Source organism: Streptomyces sp. DS1-CR2 (genome assembly GCF_055760475.1).
This window is the reverse complement of sequence record NZ_CM147085.1, coordinates 2,630,984-2,646,547: the sequence shown is the minus strand read 5'-3', so window position 1 is coordinate 2,646,547 and position 15,564 is coordinate 2,630,984. Positions and strand designations below refer to the sequence as shown.

Genomic DNA, 15,564 nt, shown 5'->3' with positions numbered 1-15,564 from the left:
GAGAGTGGGGGAGCGCGGAGGCCCGAAGGGCTGAGCACGGTCGGGCTCTCAACACCGGCTGAGGTGCCCCGGAGGCGAACGGAGCCAGGAGAAGGGGAGCGTGCGCGTGGCCGGACCGACGACCGCAGACCGCGGCGAGCGGCACAAGCCGAAGTCCGGCCCGCCCCGGCCCCCTCGGGGCCGCCTGCGTCTGCCGCGCCCGCGCCTCCTGATCGTGACGGGGGTCGCGCTTCTCCTGCTCGGCGCCGGCGCCATCTGGCTCCTGTACGGCTCTCAGTGGCTGAGGGTGGAGCGCGTGACGACCTCGGGGACCGAAGTCCTGACGTCCGCTCAAGTGCGCGCGGCCGCAGCCGTTCCGGTCGGCGCCCCGCTGATTTCCGTCGATACGGGTGCCATTGAGGACCGTCTTCGCCGGAAATTGCCCCGGATCGACTCGGTTGAGGTCACGCGTTCCTGGCCGCACGGAATCGGATTGAAAGTGACCGAGCGCAAGCCGGTCCTGATTGCCGAAAACGGTAAAAACGGCGGTAAGGGCGGAAATCGCGAAGGGGGCACCAACGCGGGCAAGTTCGTCGAAATTGACGCCAAGGGTGTCCGTTTCGCGACCGTACAGAAGGCACCCCGGGGCGTTCCCCGACTGGAATTGACGCCGGATCAGTCGGGCGCCGCGGCAAGCCTTCGGCGCTTCGGGCCCGACCGTCTGGTGCGTGAGGCGGTCCGCGTCGCGGGCGATCTGCCCCCGGCCGTGGCCCGTGACACCCGTGCGGTCAGGGTCCGTTCGTACGACGATGTGTCCGTGGAACTGAGCGGCGGCCGCACCGTCGCATGGGGAAGTGGTGAGAAGGGCGACACCAAGGCGACCACGCTCACCGCCCTCATGAAAGCGGCCCCGAAGGCGCGGCACTTCGACGTAAGTGTCCCCACCGCCCCTGCGTCATCGGGGAGTTGACGCACATCAGCGCAGGCCAGCACCCTGGTTGGGCACTGCTACGGCTGATCACATAGGGTGAAAAGAAAAACGGGAGGTTCGGCGTGTTCGTTGAACGTGCGCCACTTGTCGACTTAGTGTCCTGTTCGGAAGAGTCCAGGGAACAGACACACTGGTAACCCTAAACTTCAGCGTTAGGGTTCGGGTCGGCAGACCAAGCAGTCCGGGCCGCCCCAATTCGGCATCAGTCGTCGCAACGTACCAATGCGAGGCGGCGACACGTAACTCGAGGCGAGAGGCCTTCGACGTGGCAGCACCGCAGAACTACCTCGCAGTCATCAAAGTCATCGGTGTCGGCGGCGGTGGTGTCAATGCCATCAACCGGATGATCGAGGTCGGTCTCAAGGGCGTCGAGTTCATCGCCATCAACACCGACGCGCAAGCCCTGTTGATGAGCGACGCGGACGTCAAGCTCGACGTCGGCCGTGAACTCACCCGCGGACTCGGCGCCGGAGCCAATCCGGCCGTCGGGCGCAAGGCGGCCGAGGATCACCGCGAGGAGATCGAGGAGGTCCTCAAGGGGGCCGACATGGTCTTCGTCACCGCCGGCGAAGGCGGTGGCACCGGCACTGGCGGCGCACCTGTCGTCGCCAACATCGCACGCTCGCTGGGCGCCCTGACGATCGGTGTGGTCACCCGGCCGTTCACCTTCGAGGGCCGGCGCCGGGCGAACCAGGCGGAGGACGGCATCGCCGAGCTCCGCGAAGAGGTCGACACCCTCATCGTCATCCCCAACGACCGTCTCCTGTCCATCTCGGACCGGCAGGTCTCCGTCCTCGACGCCTTCAAGTCGGCCGACCAGGTCCTGCTGTCCGGTGTCCAGGGCATCACCGACCTGATCACCACGCCCGGCCTGATCAACCTCGACTTCGCCGACGTCAAGTCGGTCATGTCCGAGGCCGGTTCGGCGCTCATGGGCATCGGCTCCGCCCGCGGCGACGACCGCGCGGTGGCCGCCGCGGAGATGGCGATCTCCTCGCCGCTCCTCGAAGCGTCCATCGACGGCGCCCGCGGCGTGCTGCTCTCCATCTCCGGCGGCTCCGACCTCGGTCTCTTCGAGATCAACGAGGCGGCGCAGCTGGTCAGTGAGGCCGCACACCCCGAGGCCAACATCATCTTCGGCGCCGTCATCGACGACGCCCTGGGCGACGAGGTGCGGGTCACGGTCATCGCGGCCGGCTTCGACGGCGGACAGCCGCCGTCCAAGCGGGACAACGTGATCGGCGGCGCGTCCGCCAAGCGCGAGGAGCCGGCACCGCGAGCCACCGAGGCCCGCCCGTCCTTCGGCAGCCTCGGCAGCGTCACCCCGCGCGACGAACCGAAGGCTCCGGAGCCCGTCGAGGCCGCCCCGGCGAACGAGTTGCCGTCCGCCCCGGTCGCGCCGCAGATTCCGCCGGCCCGTCCCTACCAGGACAGCCAGGCCGAAGAGCTGGACGTGCCGGACTTCCTGAAGTGACCGGCACACGTGAACTGCAGAAGTGATCTCCTGAAGTGATAGGACAGCGCGACCACGCGAGCGGCGCCCACTTCGCCTTCACCGACCGGTGGGGCGGGGTGAGCGCCGCTCCGTACGAGGAGCTCAACCTCGGCGGCGCGGTCGGCGACGACCCGGCCGCCGTCCACGCCAACCGCAAGAGCGCGGCGCAGTCGCTCGGCTTCGACCCGGCGCACGTGGTCTGGATGAACCAGGTGCACGGCCCGGACGTCGCGGTGGTCGACGGGCCGTGGGGTACGGCCGCCGACATCCCGTCCGTCGACGCGATCGTCACCGCACGGCGCGGACTCGCTCTCGCCGTGCTCACCGCGGACTGCACCCCGGTCCTGCTCGCCGACCCCGTCGCGGGAATCGCCGCCGCCGCCCACGCCGGACGCCCCGGCATGGTCGCCGGAGTCGTCCCCGCGGCGGTCGCGGCGATGGTGGAACTCGGCGCCGAACCCGCCCGCATCGTGGCCCGCACCGGCCCCGCCGTCTGCGGGAAGTGCTACGAAGTCCCGGACGGGATGCGCGCCGAGGTGGCCGCCGTGGAACCCGCGGCGTACGCCGAAACCAGCTGGGGCACCCCCGCCGTCGATGTGACCGCCGGAGTGCATGCCCAGCTGGAGCGGCTCGGGGTGCGTGACCGGCAGCAGTCGCCGGTGTGCACCCTGGAGTCGCACGACCACTTCTCGTACCGCCGCGACCGCACCACCGGTCGGCTCGCTGGCTATGTCTGGCTGGACTGATGGGACATGACGGACCGTAAGGCTCAACTCGCAGCAAATCTGGCGCAGGTGGAGGAGCGCATCGCTTCGGCGTGCGTCGCCGCAGGCCGTAAGCGCGAGGAAGTGACCCTGATCGTGGTCACCAAGACGTACCCCGCGAGCGATGTGCGGATCTTGTCGGAACTCGGTGTGCGCGATGTCGCCGAGAACCGCGACCAGGACGCGGCACCCAAGGCAGCGGAATGCGCGGACCTGCCGCTCCGGTGGCACTTTGTCGGTCAGCTGCAGACCAACAAGGTTCGCTCCGTGGTCGGTTATGCCGATGTCGTGCAGTCCGTCGACCGCTCGAAGCTCGTCACGTCGCTGTCGACGGCGGCCGTGCGTGCGGAGCGCGAACTCGGCTGCCTGATCCAGGTCGCGCTCGACGCCGGGGAGAACGGGCGGGGTGAGCGCGGTGGCGTGGGGCCGGGCGGAATCGGGGAGTTGGCGGCACTTGTGGCGGACGCTCCCGGTTTGCGCCTCGACGGTCTGATGACGGTCGCACCGCTGACCGGCCCGTACGCGGACCGCCAACAGGCCGCGTTCGAGCGGCTGATGGATTTGTCGACTGACCTGCGCCGGGCTCATCCGGCTGCGAACATGGTGTCAGCAGGGATGAGTGCGGACCTCGAACAGGCCGTGGCGGCCGGAGCGACACATGTGCGCGTCGGTACGGCGGTACTCGGAGTCCGACCCAGGCTCGGGTAACGTCGCCAAGAAGTCGGACCACAGCAGAAAATATGGTCATTCTCGCTGATGGGCGGGGAGATCGCGTGGATCGCAGGCACTTCGGTTGACGTCAGCCGATCCACCACAGAGCGGAGGACTCAGAGCAATGGCCGGCGCGATGCGCAAGATGGCGGTCTACCTCGGCCTCGTGGAGGACGATGGGTACGACGGCCGGGGCTTCGACCCCGACGACGACTTCGAGCCCGAGCTGGACCCCGAACCCGAGCGGGACCGCAGGCGGCACGAACCCTCGCATCAGTCGCACAACACTCATCAGCCACACCAGTCCCAACGGGACGAATCGGTACGAGTGGTGCAGCCTCCCGCCCAGCGCGAACCGGCCCCGCTGCCCGCGGAATCCGGACGTCCGGCGCGAATCGCCCCCGTGGCATCCATCACACCTGAACGCCAGAGCCTGGAGAAGAACGCACCGGTGATCATGCCCAAGGTTGTGTCCGAGCGGGAGCCCTACCGCATCACGACGCTGCACCCCCGGACGTACAACGAGGCCCGTACCATCGGGGAACACTTCCGTGAGGGCACTCCTGTGATCATGAATCTGACGGAGATGGACGACACCGACGCGAAGCGACTTGTCGACTTTGCCGCCGGCCTTGTCTTCGGTCTGCACGGCAGCATTGAGCGGGTGACGCAGAAGGTGTTCCTGTTGTCGCCTGCTAACGTCGATGTCACGGCAGAGGACAAGGCCCGCATCGCAGAGGGCGGGTTCTTCAACCAGAGCTGAGACGCAGCACCGGTGAAGTGCCGGTGCAGTACTGGCAACGAGGCACGAGACACAGGGGAGAGGGAACCGCAGACATGAGCGTGGTTTTGGATGTTGTCTACATCGCGCTGATGTGTTTCCTCATCGTGCTGATCTTCCGGCTGGTCATGGACTACGTCTTCCAGTTCGCCCGCTCGTGGCAACCCGGCAAGGCGATGGTGGTCGTACTTGAGGCCACCTACACTGTCACTGATCCACCGCTCAAGCTTCTGCGGCGGTTCATTCCGCCGCTGCGTCTCGGGGGCGTGGCGCTCGACCTGTCCTTCTTCGTACTGATGATCATCGTCTACATCCTGATCTCCGTCGTGAGCCGGCTGTGAACGATACGGTCTTGCCGAATGCCGACGACTACGTTGAGGTGAAGAGATGCCGTTGACCCCCGAGGACGTGCGGAACAAGCAGTTCACGACCGTCCGCCTCCGAGAAGGCTATGACGAGGACGAGGTCGATGCCTTCCTCGACGAGGTCGAAGGCGAACTGACTCGCCTTCTCCGAGAGAACGAGGACCTGCGCGCGAAGCTCGCCGCAGCCACCCGCGCCGCTGCGCAGAACCAGCAGCAGGGCGGTATGCGCAAGCCTCCGGAACCGCAGGACCAGCGCGGTCCCGGTGCGCCGGTGCCCGCCGCAATATCGGGTCCGCAGCCGGTGCAGCCGCAGCAGCAGATGGGTGGCCCCATGGGCGGCCCGCCCCAGCTGCCCAGCGGTGCGCCGCAGCTGCCCGCAGGCCCCGGTGGACACGGTCCGCAGGGCGGTCCGCAGGGTCCCGGCCCGATGGGTCAGGGCCACCCCGGCCAGGGTCACCCCGGCCAGAACCAGCTCGGTCAGGGGCAGATGGGCCAGGGCCAGATGGGCCAGGGCCAGCTGCAGCAGCAGATGGGCGGCCCGATGGGCGGTCCCATGGGCGGTCCGATGGGTGGCCCCATGGGCGGTCACGGTCCGCAGATGCCGCAGCCCGGTCAGGGCCCCGGTGGCGACAGCGCCGCCCGTGTCCTCTCCCTTGCGCAGCAGACCGCCGACCAGGCGATCGCGGAGGCCCGTTCCGAGGCCAACAAGATCGTCGGCGAGGCCCGCAGCCGCGCCGAGGGTCTCGAGCGTGACGCCCGTGCCAAGGCCGACGCCCTGGAGCGGGACGCGCAGGAGAAGCACCGCGTCGCGATGGGCTCCCTGGAGTCCGCCCGCGCCACGCTGGAGCGCAAGGTCGAGGACCTGCGTGGCTTCGAGCGCGAGTACCGCACGCGTCTGAAGTCCTACCTCGAGTCGCAGCTGCGTCAGCTGGAGACCCAGGCCGACGACTCGCTGGCTCCCCCGCGGACGCCGGCAACCGCGTCGCTGCCGCCGTCGCCCGCGCCTTCCATGGCGTCGGCCGGTGCGGGTGCCCCGTCCTACGGCGGCAACCAGACCATGGGCGGCAACCAGCCTCCGGCCGGTCCGTCCTACGGTGGCCAGCAGCAGATGTCGCCGGCGATGACCCAGCCGATGGCGCCGGTGCGGCCGCAGGGTCCCGCGCCGATGCAGCAGGCTCCGTCGCCGATGCGCGGTTTCCTCATCGACGAGGACGACAACTGACGGGCGTGACCACGCCTTAGGCGTCGGCAGCGTTCAAGGGCCGGGCCCCCGGATTTCCGGGGGCCCGGCCCTTTGCCGTATCCACGGTGCGCCGGCGAGGTGCAGAGACGTTCATCTGTGCGTGAGGACGAAACGCCGAAGGCCCGGTCCCGCCAAGATCTTTGGCGGGACCGGGCCTTCGGTCGTGGGTTACGCCTTGCGCAGGCGGAACGTGAGGGCGAGCGGCTCGTCCGTGAACGCCTCGCCGTAGGTGTCGTCGGCCTCGCCCTGGGCGAAGTCCGTGGCGAGCACCTCGTCCGCGATCAGCGTGGCGTGCTCGGACAGGGCCGAGACGACCGCGGGCTCCGTGGACGTCCACCGCAGGGCGATCCGGTCCGCGACGTCCAGGCCGCTGTTCTTACGGGCCTCCTGGATCAGGCGGATCGCGTCACGGGCCAGGCCCGCCTGACGCAGCTCCTCCGTGATCTCCAGGTCGAGCGCCACCGTCGCGCCGGAGTCCGAGGCGACGGACCAGCCCTCGCGCGGGGTCTCCGTGATGATGACCTCGTCGGGGGCCAGCGTGATCGTCTCGCCGTCGACCTCGACCGACGTCGTGCCTTCGCGCAGGCCGAGCGAGAGCGCGGCGGCGTCCGCTTCTGCGACCGCCTTCGCGACCGCCTGGACGCCCTTGCCGAACCGCTTGCCCAGGGCGCGGAAGTTCGCCTTGGCGGTCGTGTCGACCAGGGAGCCGCCGACCTCGGAGAGCGACGCCAGCGAGGAGACGTTGAGCTCCTCGGTGATCTGGGCGTGCAGCTCCGGGTTGAGCGTCTCGAAGCCCGCGGCCGCGACCAGCGCGCGGGACAGCGGCTGACGGGTCTTGACGCCCGACTCCGCGCGCGTGGCGCGGCCCAGCTCGACGAGGCGGCGGACGAGGACCATCTGCCGCGACAGGTCCGGGTCGATGGCGGAGAGGTCCGCCTCCGGCCAGGTGGACAGGTGGACCGACTCGGGGGCGTCCGGCGTGACCGGGACCACCAGGTCCTGCCAGACCCGCTCCGTGATGAACGGCGTCAGGGGCGCCATCAGATGTGTGACCGTCTCGATGACCTCGTGCAGGGTGCGCAGGGCCCCCTTGTCGCCCTGCCAGAAGCGACGGCGCGAGCGGCGCACGTACCAGTTCGACAGGTCGTCGACGAACGAGGAGAGCAGCTTGCCGGCGCGCTGGGTGTCGTACGCCTCCAGGGCCTGCGTCACCTGGTCGGTGAGCGCGTGCAGCTCGGAGAGCAGCCAGCGGTCGAGCACGGTGCGGTCGGCGGGGGCCGGGTCGGCCTCACTGGGGGACCAGTCCGACGTCCGGGCGTACAGGGCCTGGAAGGCGACCGTGTTCCAGTACGTCAGGAGGGTCTTGCGGACCACTTCCTGGATCGTGCCGTGGCCGACGCGGCGCGCGGCCCAGGGGGAGCCGCCGGCGGCCATGAACCAGCGCACGGCGTCAGCGCCGTGCTGGTCCATCAGCGGGATCGGCTGGAGGGTGTTCCCCAGGTGCTTGGACATCTTGCGGCCGTCCTCGGCGAGGATGTGGCCGAGGCACACGACGTTCTCGTAGGACGACTTGTCGAAGACGAGCGTGCCGACCGCCATGAGGGTGTAGAACCACCCGCGGGTCTGGTCGATGGCCTCCGAGATGAACTGCGCCGGGTACCGGCTCTCGAAGAGCTCCTTGTTCTTGTACGGGTAGCCCCACTGCGCGAACGGCATCGAGCCCGAGTCGTACCAGGCGTCGATGACCTCGGGCACGCGCGTGGCCGTCTTCTCGCACTGGGGGCACGCGAAGGTGACCTCGTCGATGAAGGGGCGGTGCGGGTCGAGGTCCGCCAGGTCGGTGCCGGTCAGCTCGCCGAGCTCGGCCAGCGAACCGACGCAGGTGAGGTGGTCGTCCTCGCAGCGCCACAGCGGGAGGGGGGTGCCCCAGTAGCGGCTGCGGGACAGCGCCCAGTCGATGTTGTTGTTCAGCCAGTCGCCGAAGCGGCCGTGCTTCACGCTCGAAGGGAACCAGTTGGTCTTCTCGTTCTCCTGGAGAAGGCGGTCCTTGATCTCCGTGGTGCGGATGTACCAGGACGGCTGCGCGTAGTAGAGCAGCGCCGTGTGGCAGCGCCAGCAGTGCGGGTAGCTGTGCTCGTACGGGACGTGCAGGAAGAGCAGGCCGCGGTCCTTGAGGTCCTCGGTGAGCTTTTCGTCCGCCTTCTTGAAGAAGACACCGCCCACGAGCGGGACGTCCTCCTCGAAGGTGCCGTCGGGACGGACCGGGTTCACCACCGGCAGGCCGTACGCCTTGCAGACCTTGAGGTCGTCCTCACCGAACGCGGGGGACTGGTGGACCAGACCGGTGCCGTCCTCGGTGGTCACGTACTCGGCGTTGACGACAAAGTGCGCCGGGGCCGGGAACTCCACGAGCTCGAACGGACGTTGGTACTTCCAGCGCTCCATCTCGGCGCCGGTGAAGGACTCGCCGGTCTTCTCCCAGCCCTCGCCGAGCGACTTCTCGACGAGGGGCTCGGCGACGACGACCTTCTCGTTGCCGTCCGTCGCGACGACGTAGGTGACGTCGGGGTGCGCGGCGACCGCCGTGTTCGAGACGAGCGTCCAGGGGGTCGTCGTCCAGACGAGGAGCGAGGCCTCGCCGGCCAGCGGACCGGAGGTGAGCGGGAAACGGACGTAGACGGAGGGGTCGACGACCGTCTCGTAGCCCTGTGCCAGCTCGTGGTCCGAGAGCCCGGTGCCGCAGCGGGGGCACCAGGGGGCGACGCGGTGGTCCTGGGTCAGCAGGCCCTTGTTGAAGATCTCCTTGAGCGACCACCACACGGACTCGATGTACGCGGGGTCCATCGTGCGGTACGCGTCGTCGAGGTCGACCCAGTAACCCATGCGGGTCGTCAGGTCGGTGAAGGCGTCGGTGTGCCGGGTCACGGACTCGCGGCACATGGCGTTGAACTCGGCGATGCCGAACGCCTCGATGTCCTTCTTGCCGTTGAAGCCGAGCTCCTGCTCGACCGCCAGCTCCACGGGCAGGCCGTGGCAGTCCCAGCCGGCCTTGCGGGCCACGTGATAGCCGCGCATGGTGCGAAAGCGCGGGAAGACGTCCTTGAAGACGCGGGCCTCGATGTGGTGGGCGCCCGGCATGCCGTTGGCCGTGGGCGGGCCCTCGTAGAACACCCACTCGGGGCGTCCCTCGGACTGCTCCAAGCTCTTGGCAAAGATCTTCTGCTCGCGCCAGAAGTCGAGCACGGCATGCTCGAGGGCGGGCAGGTCGACCTGGGCGGGCACCTGGCGGTACGTCATCGATCTTCCTCCGGCGGACACTGTTTCTTCCGTCTCCGTCGGAGGGACGAGAGCTTCGTCTGTGACGTACGCCGTGTGCGGCGCGCTCCCGCGGTACCACCCTCCTTGGCCCTCCGGGGCGCTGACTGCTCCGGTGAGCCCCCTCATTGGGGTCGCGATGCCGGCTCTACTCGCCCCGCGAGCGGGGCTTTCTTCCGGCGGCTCCGGGGTGATCTTCGCGTCGCGCTCGCCCCCGGGCTTCCACCGCCCCCGGGTCGCTCTTGGCTGCGTACGCCGCTACTCGGCCCCATCCACGCTTCTCGCTCCGCCCAGTGTACGGGGCGTGGGCGCACGCGGCCGACCGGTTTTGGGGCGGGCGGGCCGGGGACCCGGGGCGGCCGGTGTCAGGCGTGCTGGGGGATCTCGTCCTTGAGGTTGCTGCGGATCATGTTCCGCAGCTCGGGGGTGTCGGTGTGACCGTGGACAGACACGGCGTGCAAGGCCGCGGCGCGGACCACCTCGTCCTCCTCGCCCGTGATGGCGAGGGTGCAGTTCGTCTCGCTCGGCACGTCACGGCAGTCGACTACTTTGCGCATGATGATGCACCTTCTCTATTTATGCCTCAGTTTATTCCTCTGAGTTCGTTGCCGTACGGGCTCGCCAGGGCTCTTTCCGGGCTGGTCGCGGCTTCGCGGGCTGACCCGAATGGCGACACGGGGCCTGACGGATCGCGGGGCGGTGCGCCTTCGCGGATTACCCGGCGGGGAGCTGGGCACAACGCTTGCAAGTCTGCCGCGCGGGACGTGCGGGGCGGGCGCATCGGGCGGTGTGCCCCGTTGCCGCGGGTCAGAAGTCGATTTATCGTCCCAGCACGATTCGCGAGCAAGATCACAAAATGTGAAGGGGCCGCGGCCATGGTGGCGAAAAAGAGACCGGCGGGGGTGCGTGAGGCATTCGCCGGCGCGAAGGCCGCGGTCGAGGAGGCGGTGCCTGCGAAGGCGGCGGCCGACGCGGCCCCGGCCGCGAAGAAGCCGGCCGCCGGGAAGAAGAGCATCGCGACGAAGACGGCGGCCAGGAAGAGCACGGCGGCCACGAAGACCGCTACGAAGAGAGCGGGGAGCGCGGGTACGAAGAGCGCGGCCGCCAAGAAGACGGCGAAGGCCGCGAAGGCGGCGGCCGAGACCGTAACCAAGACCGCCGGTCCCACCAAGACCGCCGGTCCCACCAAGACCGCCGGTCCCACCAAGACCGCCGGTCCCACCAAGACCGCCGGTCCCACCAAGACCGCCGACAGGACCGCTCAGTCGGCAAAGGCCGCGAAGTCCACGAAGGCCATGCAGAGCGCGAAGAACGCGAAGACCGCGCAGGCCTCCGGGGAAGCGGAAAGCGTCGTCGCCGCGGAGGGCGCGGCCGGGAGAACGGGCGCCAGGAAGGGCGCGGTCAAGAAGGCCACTGGTCACAAGAGCGCGGAGAAGAAGGCGGTCGCGTCCGCGGCCGATGGCGCGGCGTCGGCCGCGGAGACGACGGGAGCCACGACTGTGGTTGCGAAGAAGACCCCCGGCACGGCCACGGCGAAGAAGCCCCGCGCGGTGCCGAACGCGCGGGTCGCGGCCGTGGAGCCGGGCGAGCTCGCGGTACGGCCGGGCGAGGACCCCTGGACCCCGGCCGAGGTCACGGAGGCGCGGGCGGAGCTCCAGAGCGAGGCGCTGCGCCTGAACAGCGAGATCGAGTCGTCGGAGAAGGCGCTCGTCGGGCTCATGAGGGACTCCGGGGACGGTGCCGGCCACGACGAGGCGGACACCGGCACGAAGAACATCACGCGGGAGCACGAGCTGTCGCTGGCCGCGAACGCCAGGGAGATGCTCCAGCAGACCGAGCGCGCCCTGGAGCGGCTCGACGCGGGCACGTACGGGATCTGCGAGAACTGCGGGAACCCGATCGGCAAGGCGCGGATGCAGGCCTTCCCGCGCGCGACCCTGTGCGTCGAGTGCAAGCAGAAGCAGGAGCGCCGTTACTGACCCGGCGGCGCGCTCCGTCATGGAGTCGCTCCTGGGCTGCTGAGGGCGTACGCGTGTGCCGTACTCTCGTCCTCAGTCAGGTACCTAGGTTGAGGGACTCACGTGGCAGAGGCGGAGCGCGTCATCGGTACTCCGGACACCCCGGATGCGGGGGCAGACGGGCCGGACAACGGCGGGGAGGCCCAGGAGCGGCCCAAGGGCAAGCGGAGGATCGCCGTGCTGTTCGCGGTGGCCGCCCTCGCGTACGCCCTCGACCTGGTCAGCAAGATGATCGTGGTCGCGAAGCTGGAACACCACGAGCCGATCGAGCTCCTCGGTGACTGGCTGCGGCTCGAGGCGATCAGGAACGCGGGCGCCGCGTTCGGCATCGGCGAGGCCTTCACGATCATCTTCACCGTGATCGCCGCCGCCGTGATCGTCGTGATCGCCCGGCTCGCCCGCAAGCTCTACAGCCTGCCCTGGGCGATCGCGCTCGGGCTGCTCCTCGGCGGGGCGCTCGGCAATCTCACCGACCGGATCTTCCGTTCGCCCGGCGTCTTCGAAGGGGCCGTGGTCGACTTCATCGCGCCGAAGAGCTTCGCCGTGTTCAACCTCGCCGACTCCGCGATCGTGTGCGGCGGCATCCTGATCGTGCTCCTGTCGTTCCGGGGCCTCGACCCGGACGGGACCGTCCACAAGGACTGAGCGACCAGGGGCTTTCCTCTCGCGCGGTCCGGAGTGTCGGCGGGCTCCTGCATACTCAATGGGTGAGCACGATTCCCGAGATCCGAACCCTGCCCGTGCCCGACGGCCTGGAGGGCGAGCGCGTAGACGCCGCCATCTCCCGCATGTTCGGCTTCTCCCGCACCAAGGCCGCCGAGCTCGCCGCGGCGGGGAAGGTCGCGGTCGACGGCTCGGTGGTCGGGAAGTCCGAGCGGGTGCACGGCGGTGCCTGGCTCGAGGTGGAGATGCCGCAGGCGCCCGCCCCGGTGCAGATCGTCGCCGAGCCCGTCGAGGGCATGGAGATCGTCCATGACGACGACGACATAGTCGTGATCATGAAGCCGGTCGGCGTCGCCGCGCACCCCAGCCCCGGCTGGACCGGGACGACCGTGATCGGCGGCCTCGCAGCCGCCGGGTACCGGATCTCCACGTCCGGCGCCGCCGAGCGCCAGGGCATCGTCCACCGGCTCGACGTCGGCACCTCCGGCCTCATGGTCGTCGCCAAGTCGGAGCGCGCGTACACGACGCTGAAGCGCCAGTTCAAGGAGCGCGTCGTCGACAAGCGCTACCACTCGCTGGTCCAGGGCCACCCGGATCCGATGAGCGGCACGATCGAGGCCCCCATCGGGCGCCACCCGAACCACGACTACAAGTGGGCCGTGACGGCCGAGGGCAAGCCCTCCGTCACGCACTACGACCTCATCGAGGCGTTCCGCGCCGCCAGCCTCCTCGACATCAAGCTGGAGACGGGGCGCACGCACCAGATCCGCGTGCACATGTCCGCCCACCGGCACCCCTGCGTCGGCGACCTGACGTACGGCGCCGACCCGACGCTCGCCAAGCGTCTCGGCCTCACCCGGCAGTGGCTGCACGCCGTGCGCCTCGGCTTCGAGCACCCGGCCGACGGCGAGTGGGTCGAGTTCTCCAGCGACTACCCCGAGGACCTGCAGACGGCCCTGGACCGCGTCCGGGCGGAGAGCTCGTGACCGCGCCGCAGCCCTCTTCCGCATACGTGGTGCGGGTCGCCGACAGCGAGGCCGACCGCAAGGCGTGCTTCGCCGTGCGCCAGGAGGTCTTCGTCGTCGAGCAGCGGGTTCCTCAGGAGCTCGAGTACGACGAGCACGACGCCGGTTCCGGCACGGTGCACGTGCTGGCGCTGCGCGCCGACGGTGAGCCGCTCGGCACGGGGCGGCTGCTGACCGGCGCCGCCGCAGTGGCGAAGAACGGCGGGGACGCCGGGGTCGGCGCGCTCGGCCGGCTCGCGGTGGCGAAGTCCGCGCGCGGGCTCGGCGTGGGCGCGGCCCTCGTGCGGGCCATCGAGGACGCCGCGGCGGAGCGTGGGCTCGTCGCCGTGGACCTGCACGCGCAGACGCAAGCGCTGGGGTTCTACGAGCGCCTCGGCTATGCCGTGTACGGGCCGGAGTTTCCCGACGCGGGGATTGCGCACCGGGCGATGCGGAAGGCGCTGGGGCAGCCGGACGCCTCCTAGGTCCGCGCGGCCTGGTCTCAACGGCACGGACTCGCGCCACAAATCACCACAGAGCGACGTGCGTGGCACGCTGGGGACTTGATCGTCCGATGGCTTGACCGCCGTTACTCGCCGGGGTGCGCACCGTGGATCAGTTGGCCCTGCTGTTCGTGCTGTTGCTCGGGGCCTTGCTGAGTGTGCCGCTCGGAGACCGGCTCGGGCTGCCGGCGCCCGTGCTGATGACGCTGCTCGGCGTCAGCCTGGCGCTCCTCCCGGTCGTGCCGAACGTCGAGGTCCCGCCCGACCTGATCCTCCCGATGCTGCTGCCGCCCCTGCTCTACGCGGCCGTGAAGCGCACGTCATGGCGCCAGTTCGCCGCGAACAAGAAACCGATCTTCCTGCTGGCCGTGGCCCTGGTCTTCGTCACCATGGCGGCCGTCGCGTTTGTCGCCAACGCCATCGTGCCGGGCCTGTCGATCGCCGCGGCCCTCGCGCTCGGCGCCCTCGTCGCACCGCCCGACCCCGTCGCCGCGACCGCGGTGGCCGGCCAACTCGGCCTGCCCCGCCGCCTGGTGTCGACCCTGGAGGGCGAGGGCCTGTTCAACGACGTGACCGCGATCGTGCTCTACCACGTGGCCATCGCCGCCGTCGTGAGCGGCAGTTTCTCGTGGCCGGAGGCCGTCGTCTCGCTGCTCCTGTCCGCTGTCGTGGCGCTCGTCGTCGGGCTCGTGATCGGCTGGACCGCGAACAAGCTGATGAACTTCCTCGACGACTCCACGCTCCAGATCGGCCTGACGCTCCTGATGCCGTACGCCTCGTACGTGCTGGCCGAGGAGCTGCACGGCTCCGGGGTGCTTGCCGTACTCGTCACCGCGCTCTTCCTCGCCGAGTACGCGTTCGGCGCGGACGACGTCATGACCCGGCTGACCGGCCGCGCCTTCTGGGACGTCGTCGACACACTCGTCACCGGCGTCGCCTTCGGCCTCATCGGCCTCGAACTGCACAACGCGATCAGGACCGCGTCCGGCCGCTGGGGCGAGATGCTCGGCTGGGCCGGCACCGTCGTGGCGGTCGTCATCTTCGTACGCCTGCTGTGGCTGCTTCCGGCTACCTGGCTGACGCGGCGTCTGCATGCGCGGCGGGATCTCGACGAGGACATCCCCATCTCCTGGCGCGAGACCGTGATCATGTGGTGGGCCGGAATGCGCGGGGTCGCCTCCGTCGCGCTGGCCCTCGCCATCCCGTTCACGATGGACGACAAGTCACCGTTCCCCGACCGCGACGAGATCGTCTTCATCGCGTTCGGTGTCATCATGGGCACCCTCGTGCTCCAGGGGCTGAGCCTGCCCTGGCTGGTGAAGAAGCTGGGGGTCAAGGCGGACGCCGAGAAGGAGAAGGAGTTCGAGCAGCAGCTCGCGCTCCGCGCGGCCAGGGCCGCCAAGCGTCGCCTCAAGGAGATCGAGGAGGTCGAGGAGCTGCCCGACGACCTCTCCGACCAGATGGCCCGCAGGGCCTACGACATCGGGCTGCGCATCGACCCCGAACTGGGCAGCGAGGAACGCAAGGAGGCGCACGCCAAGCGCGTCGCAAGAATCAAGCGCGTGCGCCGCATCCAGAACGAGATGCTCTCCGCCGCCCGCCACGAGGTGCTCGCGGCGCGCAGCGAGCCGGGCGCCGACCCCGAGATCGTGGACCGCGTACTGAGCCACCTCGACGTGCGCAGCCTGCGCTGAGGAGCGCGGCCGCTGACGGTGACGGGCGCCCCCGGATG

At 69.6% G+C, this 15,564-nt stretch carries 14 protein-coding genes; 12 read left to right on the top strand and 2 right to left on the bottom strand.

Annotated elements, in window-relative coordinates; genetic code table 11:
- Nucleotides 1-106: 106 nt before the first annotated feature.
- From ACY0PA_RS13035 to ACY0PA_RS13005, 7 genes are all read left to right on the top strand, one after another.
- Nucleotides 107-949 carry a cell division protein FtsQ/DivIB gene (locus tag ACY0PA_RS13035; protein ID WP_473084772.1) on the top strand — a complete coding sequence of 281 codons (843 nt, stop codon included), beginning with the start codon at nucleotides 107-109 and terminating at the stop codon, nucleotides 947-949.
- Nucleotides 950-1,235: 286 nt separating this feature from the next.
- Nucleotides 1,236-2,444 (top strand): cell division protein FtsZ, encoded by a 1,209-nt coding sequence (ftsZ, locus tag ACY0PA_RS13030; RefSeq protein WP_473084771.1) that lies wholly within the window; start codon nucleotides 1,236-1,238, stop codon nucleotides 2,442-2,444.
- A gap of 35 nt (nucleotides 2,445-2,479) precedes the next feature.
- A complete protein-coding gene (gene pgeF / locus ACY0PA_RS13025) occupies nucleotides 2,480-3,211 on the top strand; it encodes a peptidoglycan editing factor PgeF (protein ID WP_473084770.1) in 732 nt (243 codons plus the stop codon).
- A 6-nt stretch (nucleotides 3,212-3,217) separates the two neighbouring features.
- Nucleotides 3,218-3,937 (top strand): YggS family pyridoxal phosphate-dependent enzyme, encoded by a 720-nt coding sequence (locus ACY0PA_RS13020; RefSeq protein ID WP_356283406.1) that lies wholly within the window; start codon nucleotides 3,218-3,220, stop codon nucleotides 3,935-3,937.
- Between the two features lie 127 nt (nucleotides 3,938-4,064).
- Complete coding sequence (locus ACY0PA_RS13015; protein WP_384000567.1) at nucleotides 4,065-4,703, top strand: cell division protein SepF; 639 nt, start codon at nucleotides 4,065-4,067, stop codon at nucleotides 4,701-4,703.
- 74 nt (nucleotides 4,704-4,777) lie between these two features.
- Nucleotides 4,778-5,062, top strand: a complete 285-nt coding sequence (locus tag ACY0PA_RS13010) for a YggT family protein (RefSeq protein ID WP_033318070.1) — start codon at nucleotides 4,778-4,780, stop codon at nucleotides 5,060-5,062.
- A gap of 46 nt (nucleotides 5,063-5,108) precedes the next feature.
- The gene (locus ACY0PA_RS13005; protein ID WP_473084769.1) at nucleotides 5,109-6,308 is read left to right on the top strand and encodes a DivIVA domain-containing protein; all 1,200 of its coding nucleotides are present in this window, start codon (nucleotides 5,109-5,111) and stop codon (nucleotides 6,306-6,308) included.
- A 189-nt stretch (nucleotides 6,309-6,497) separates the two neighbouring features.
- Here ACY0PA_RS13005 and ileS read toward each other — a convergent pair whose 3' ends face one another.
- Together ileS and ACY0PA_RS12995 are read right to left on the bottom strand one after the other, a co-directional pair.
- Nucleotides 6,498-9,626 carry an isoleucine--tRNA ligase gene (gene ileS, locus ACY0PA_RS13000; RefSeq protein WP_473084768.1) on the bottom strand — a complete coding sequence of 1,043 codons (3,129 nt, stop codon included), beginning with the start codon at nucleotides 9,624-9,626 and terminating at the stop codon, nucleotides 6,498-6,500.
- A 383-nt stretch (nucleotides 9,627-10,009) separates the two neighbouring features.
- Nucleotides 10,010-10,201, bottom strand: a complete 192-nt coding sequence (locus ACY0PA_RS12995; protein ID WP_473084767.1) for a DUF1059 domain-containing protein — start codon at nucleotides 10,199-10,201, stop codon at nucleotides 10,010-10,012.
- 345 nt (nucleotides 10,202-10,546) lie between these two features.
- Between ACY0PA_RS12995 and ACY0PA_RS12990 the strand changes: the two genes are divergently transcribed.
- The 5 genes from ACY0PA_RS12990 to ACY0PA_RS12970 all read left to right on the top strand — a co-directional run bounded on the left by ACY0PA_RS12990 (nucleotide 10,547) and on the right by ACY0PA_RS12970 (nucleotide 15,526).
- Entirely contained in the window at nucleotides 10,547-11,623 is a 1,077-nt protein-coding gene (locus tag ACY0PA_RS12990) for a TraR/DksA family transcriptional regulator (RefSeq protein ID WP_473084766.1), read from the top strand.
- A 102-nt stretch (nucleotides 11,624-11,725) separates the two neighbouring features.
- The gene (gene lspA / locus ACY0PA_RS12985; protein WP_473084765.1) at nucleotides 11,726-12,307 is read left to right on the top strand and encodes a signal peptidase II; all 582 of its coding nucleotides are present in this window, start codon (nucleotides 11,726-11,728) and stop codon (nucleotides 12,305-12,307) included.
- Between the two features lie 62 nt (nucleotides 12,308-12,369).
- Nucleotides 12,370-13,311, top strand: a complete 942-nt coding sequence (locus tag ACY0PA_RS12980; RefSeq protein WP_473084764.1) for an RluA family pseudouridine synthase — start codon at nucleotides 12,370-12,372, stop codon at nucleotides 13,309-13,311.
- Nucleotides 13,308-13,814, top strand: a complete 507-nt coding sequence (locus ACY0PA_RS12975; RefSeq protein ID WP_473084763.1) for a GNAT family N-acetyltransferase — start codon at nucleotides 13,308-13,310, stop codon at nucleotides 13,812-13,814. Before ACY0PA_RS12980 ends, ACY0PA_RS12975 begins: the two co-directional genes overlap by 4 nt.
- Nucleotides 13,815-13,939: 125 nt before the next feature.
- Entirely contained in the window at nucleotides 13,940-15,526 is a 1,587-nt protein-coding gene (locus ACY0PA_RS12970) for a Na+/H+ antiporter (protein WP_473084762.1), read from the top strand.
- The last annotated feature ends 38 nt before the right edge of the window (nucleotides 15,527-15,564 follow it).

What these genes read in the sequence shown, in the direction of transcription:
- ACY0PA_RS13015 (WP_384000567.1), top strand. Translation starts at nt 4,065, where the DNA reads ATGGCCGGCGCGATGCGCAAGATGGCGGTCTACCTCGGCCTCGTGGAG.
- ACY0PA_RS13005 (WP_473084769.1), top strand. Translation starts at nt 5,109, where the DNA reads ATGCCGTTGACCCCCGAGGACGTGCGGAACAAGCAGTTCACGACCGTC.
- ileS (WP_473084768.1), bottom strand. Translation starts at nt 9,626, where the DNA reads ATGACGTACCGCCAGGTGCCCGCCCAGGTCGACCTGCCCGCCCTCGAG.
- ACY0PA_RS13020 (WP_356283406.1), top strand. Translation starts at nt 3,218, where the DNA reads ATGACGGACCGTAAGGCTCAACTCGCAGCAAATCTGGCGCAGGTGGAG.
- ACY0PA_RS12995 (WP_473084767.1), bottom strand. Translation starts at nt 10,201, where the DNA reads ATGCGCAAAGTAGTCGACTGCCGTGACGTGCCGAGCGAGACGAACTGC.
- ACY0PA_RS13010 (WP_033318070.1), top strand. Translation starts at nt 4,778, where the DNA reads ATGAGCGTGGTTTTGGATGTTGTCTACATCGCGCTGATGTGTTTCCTC.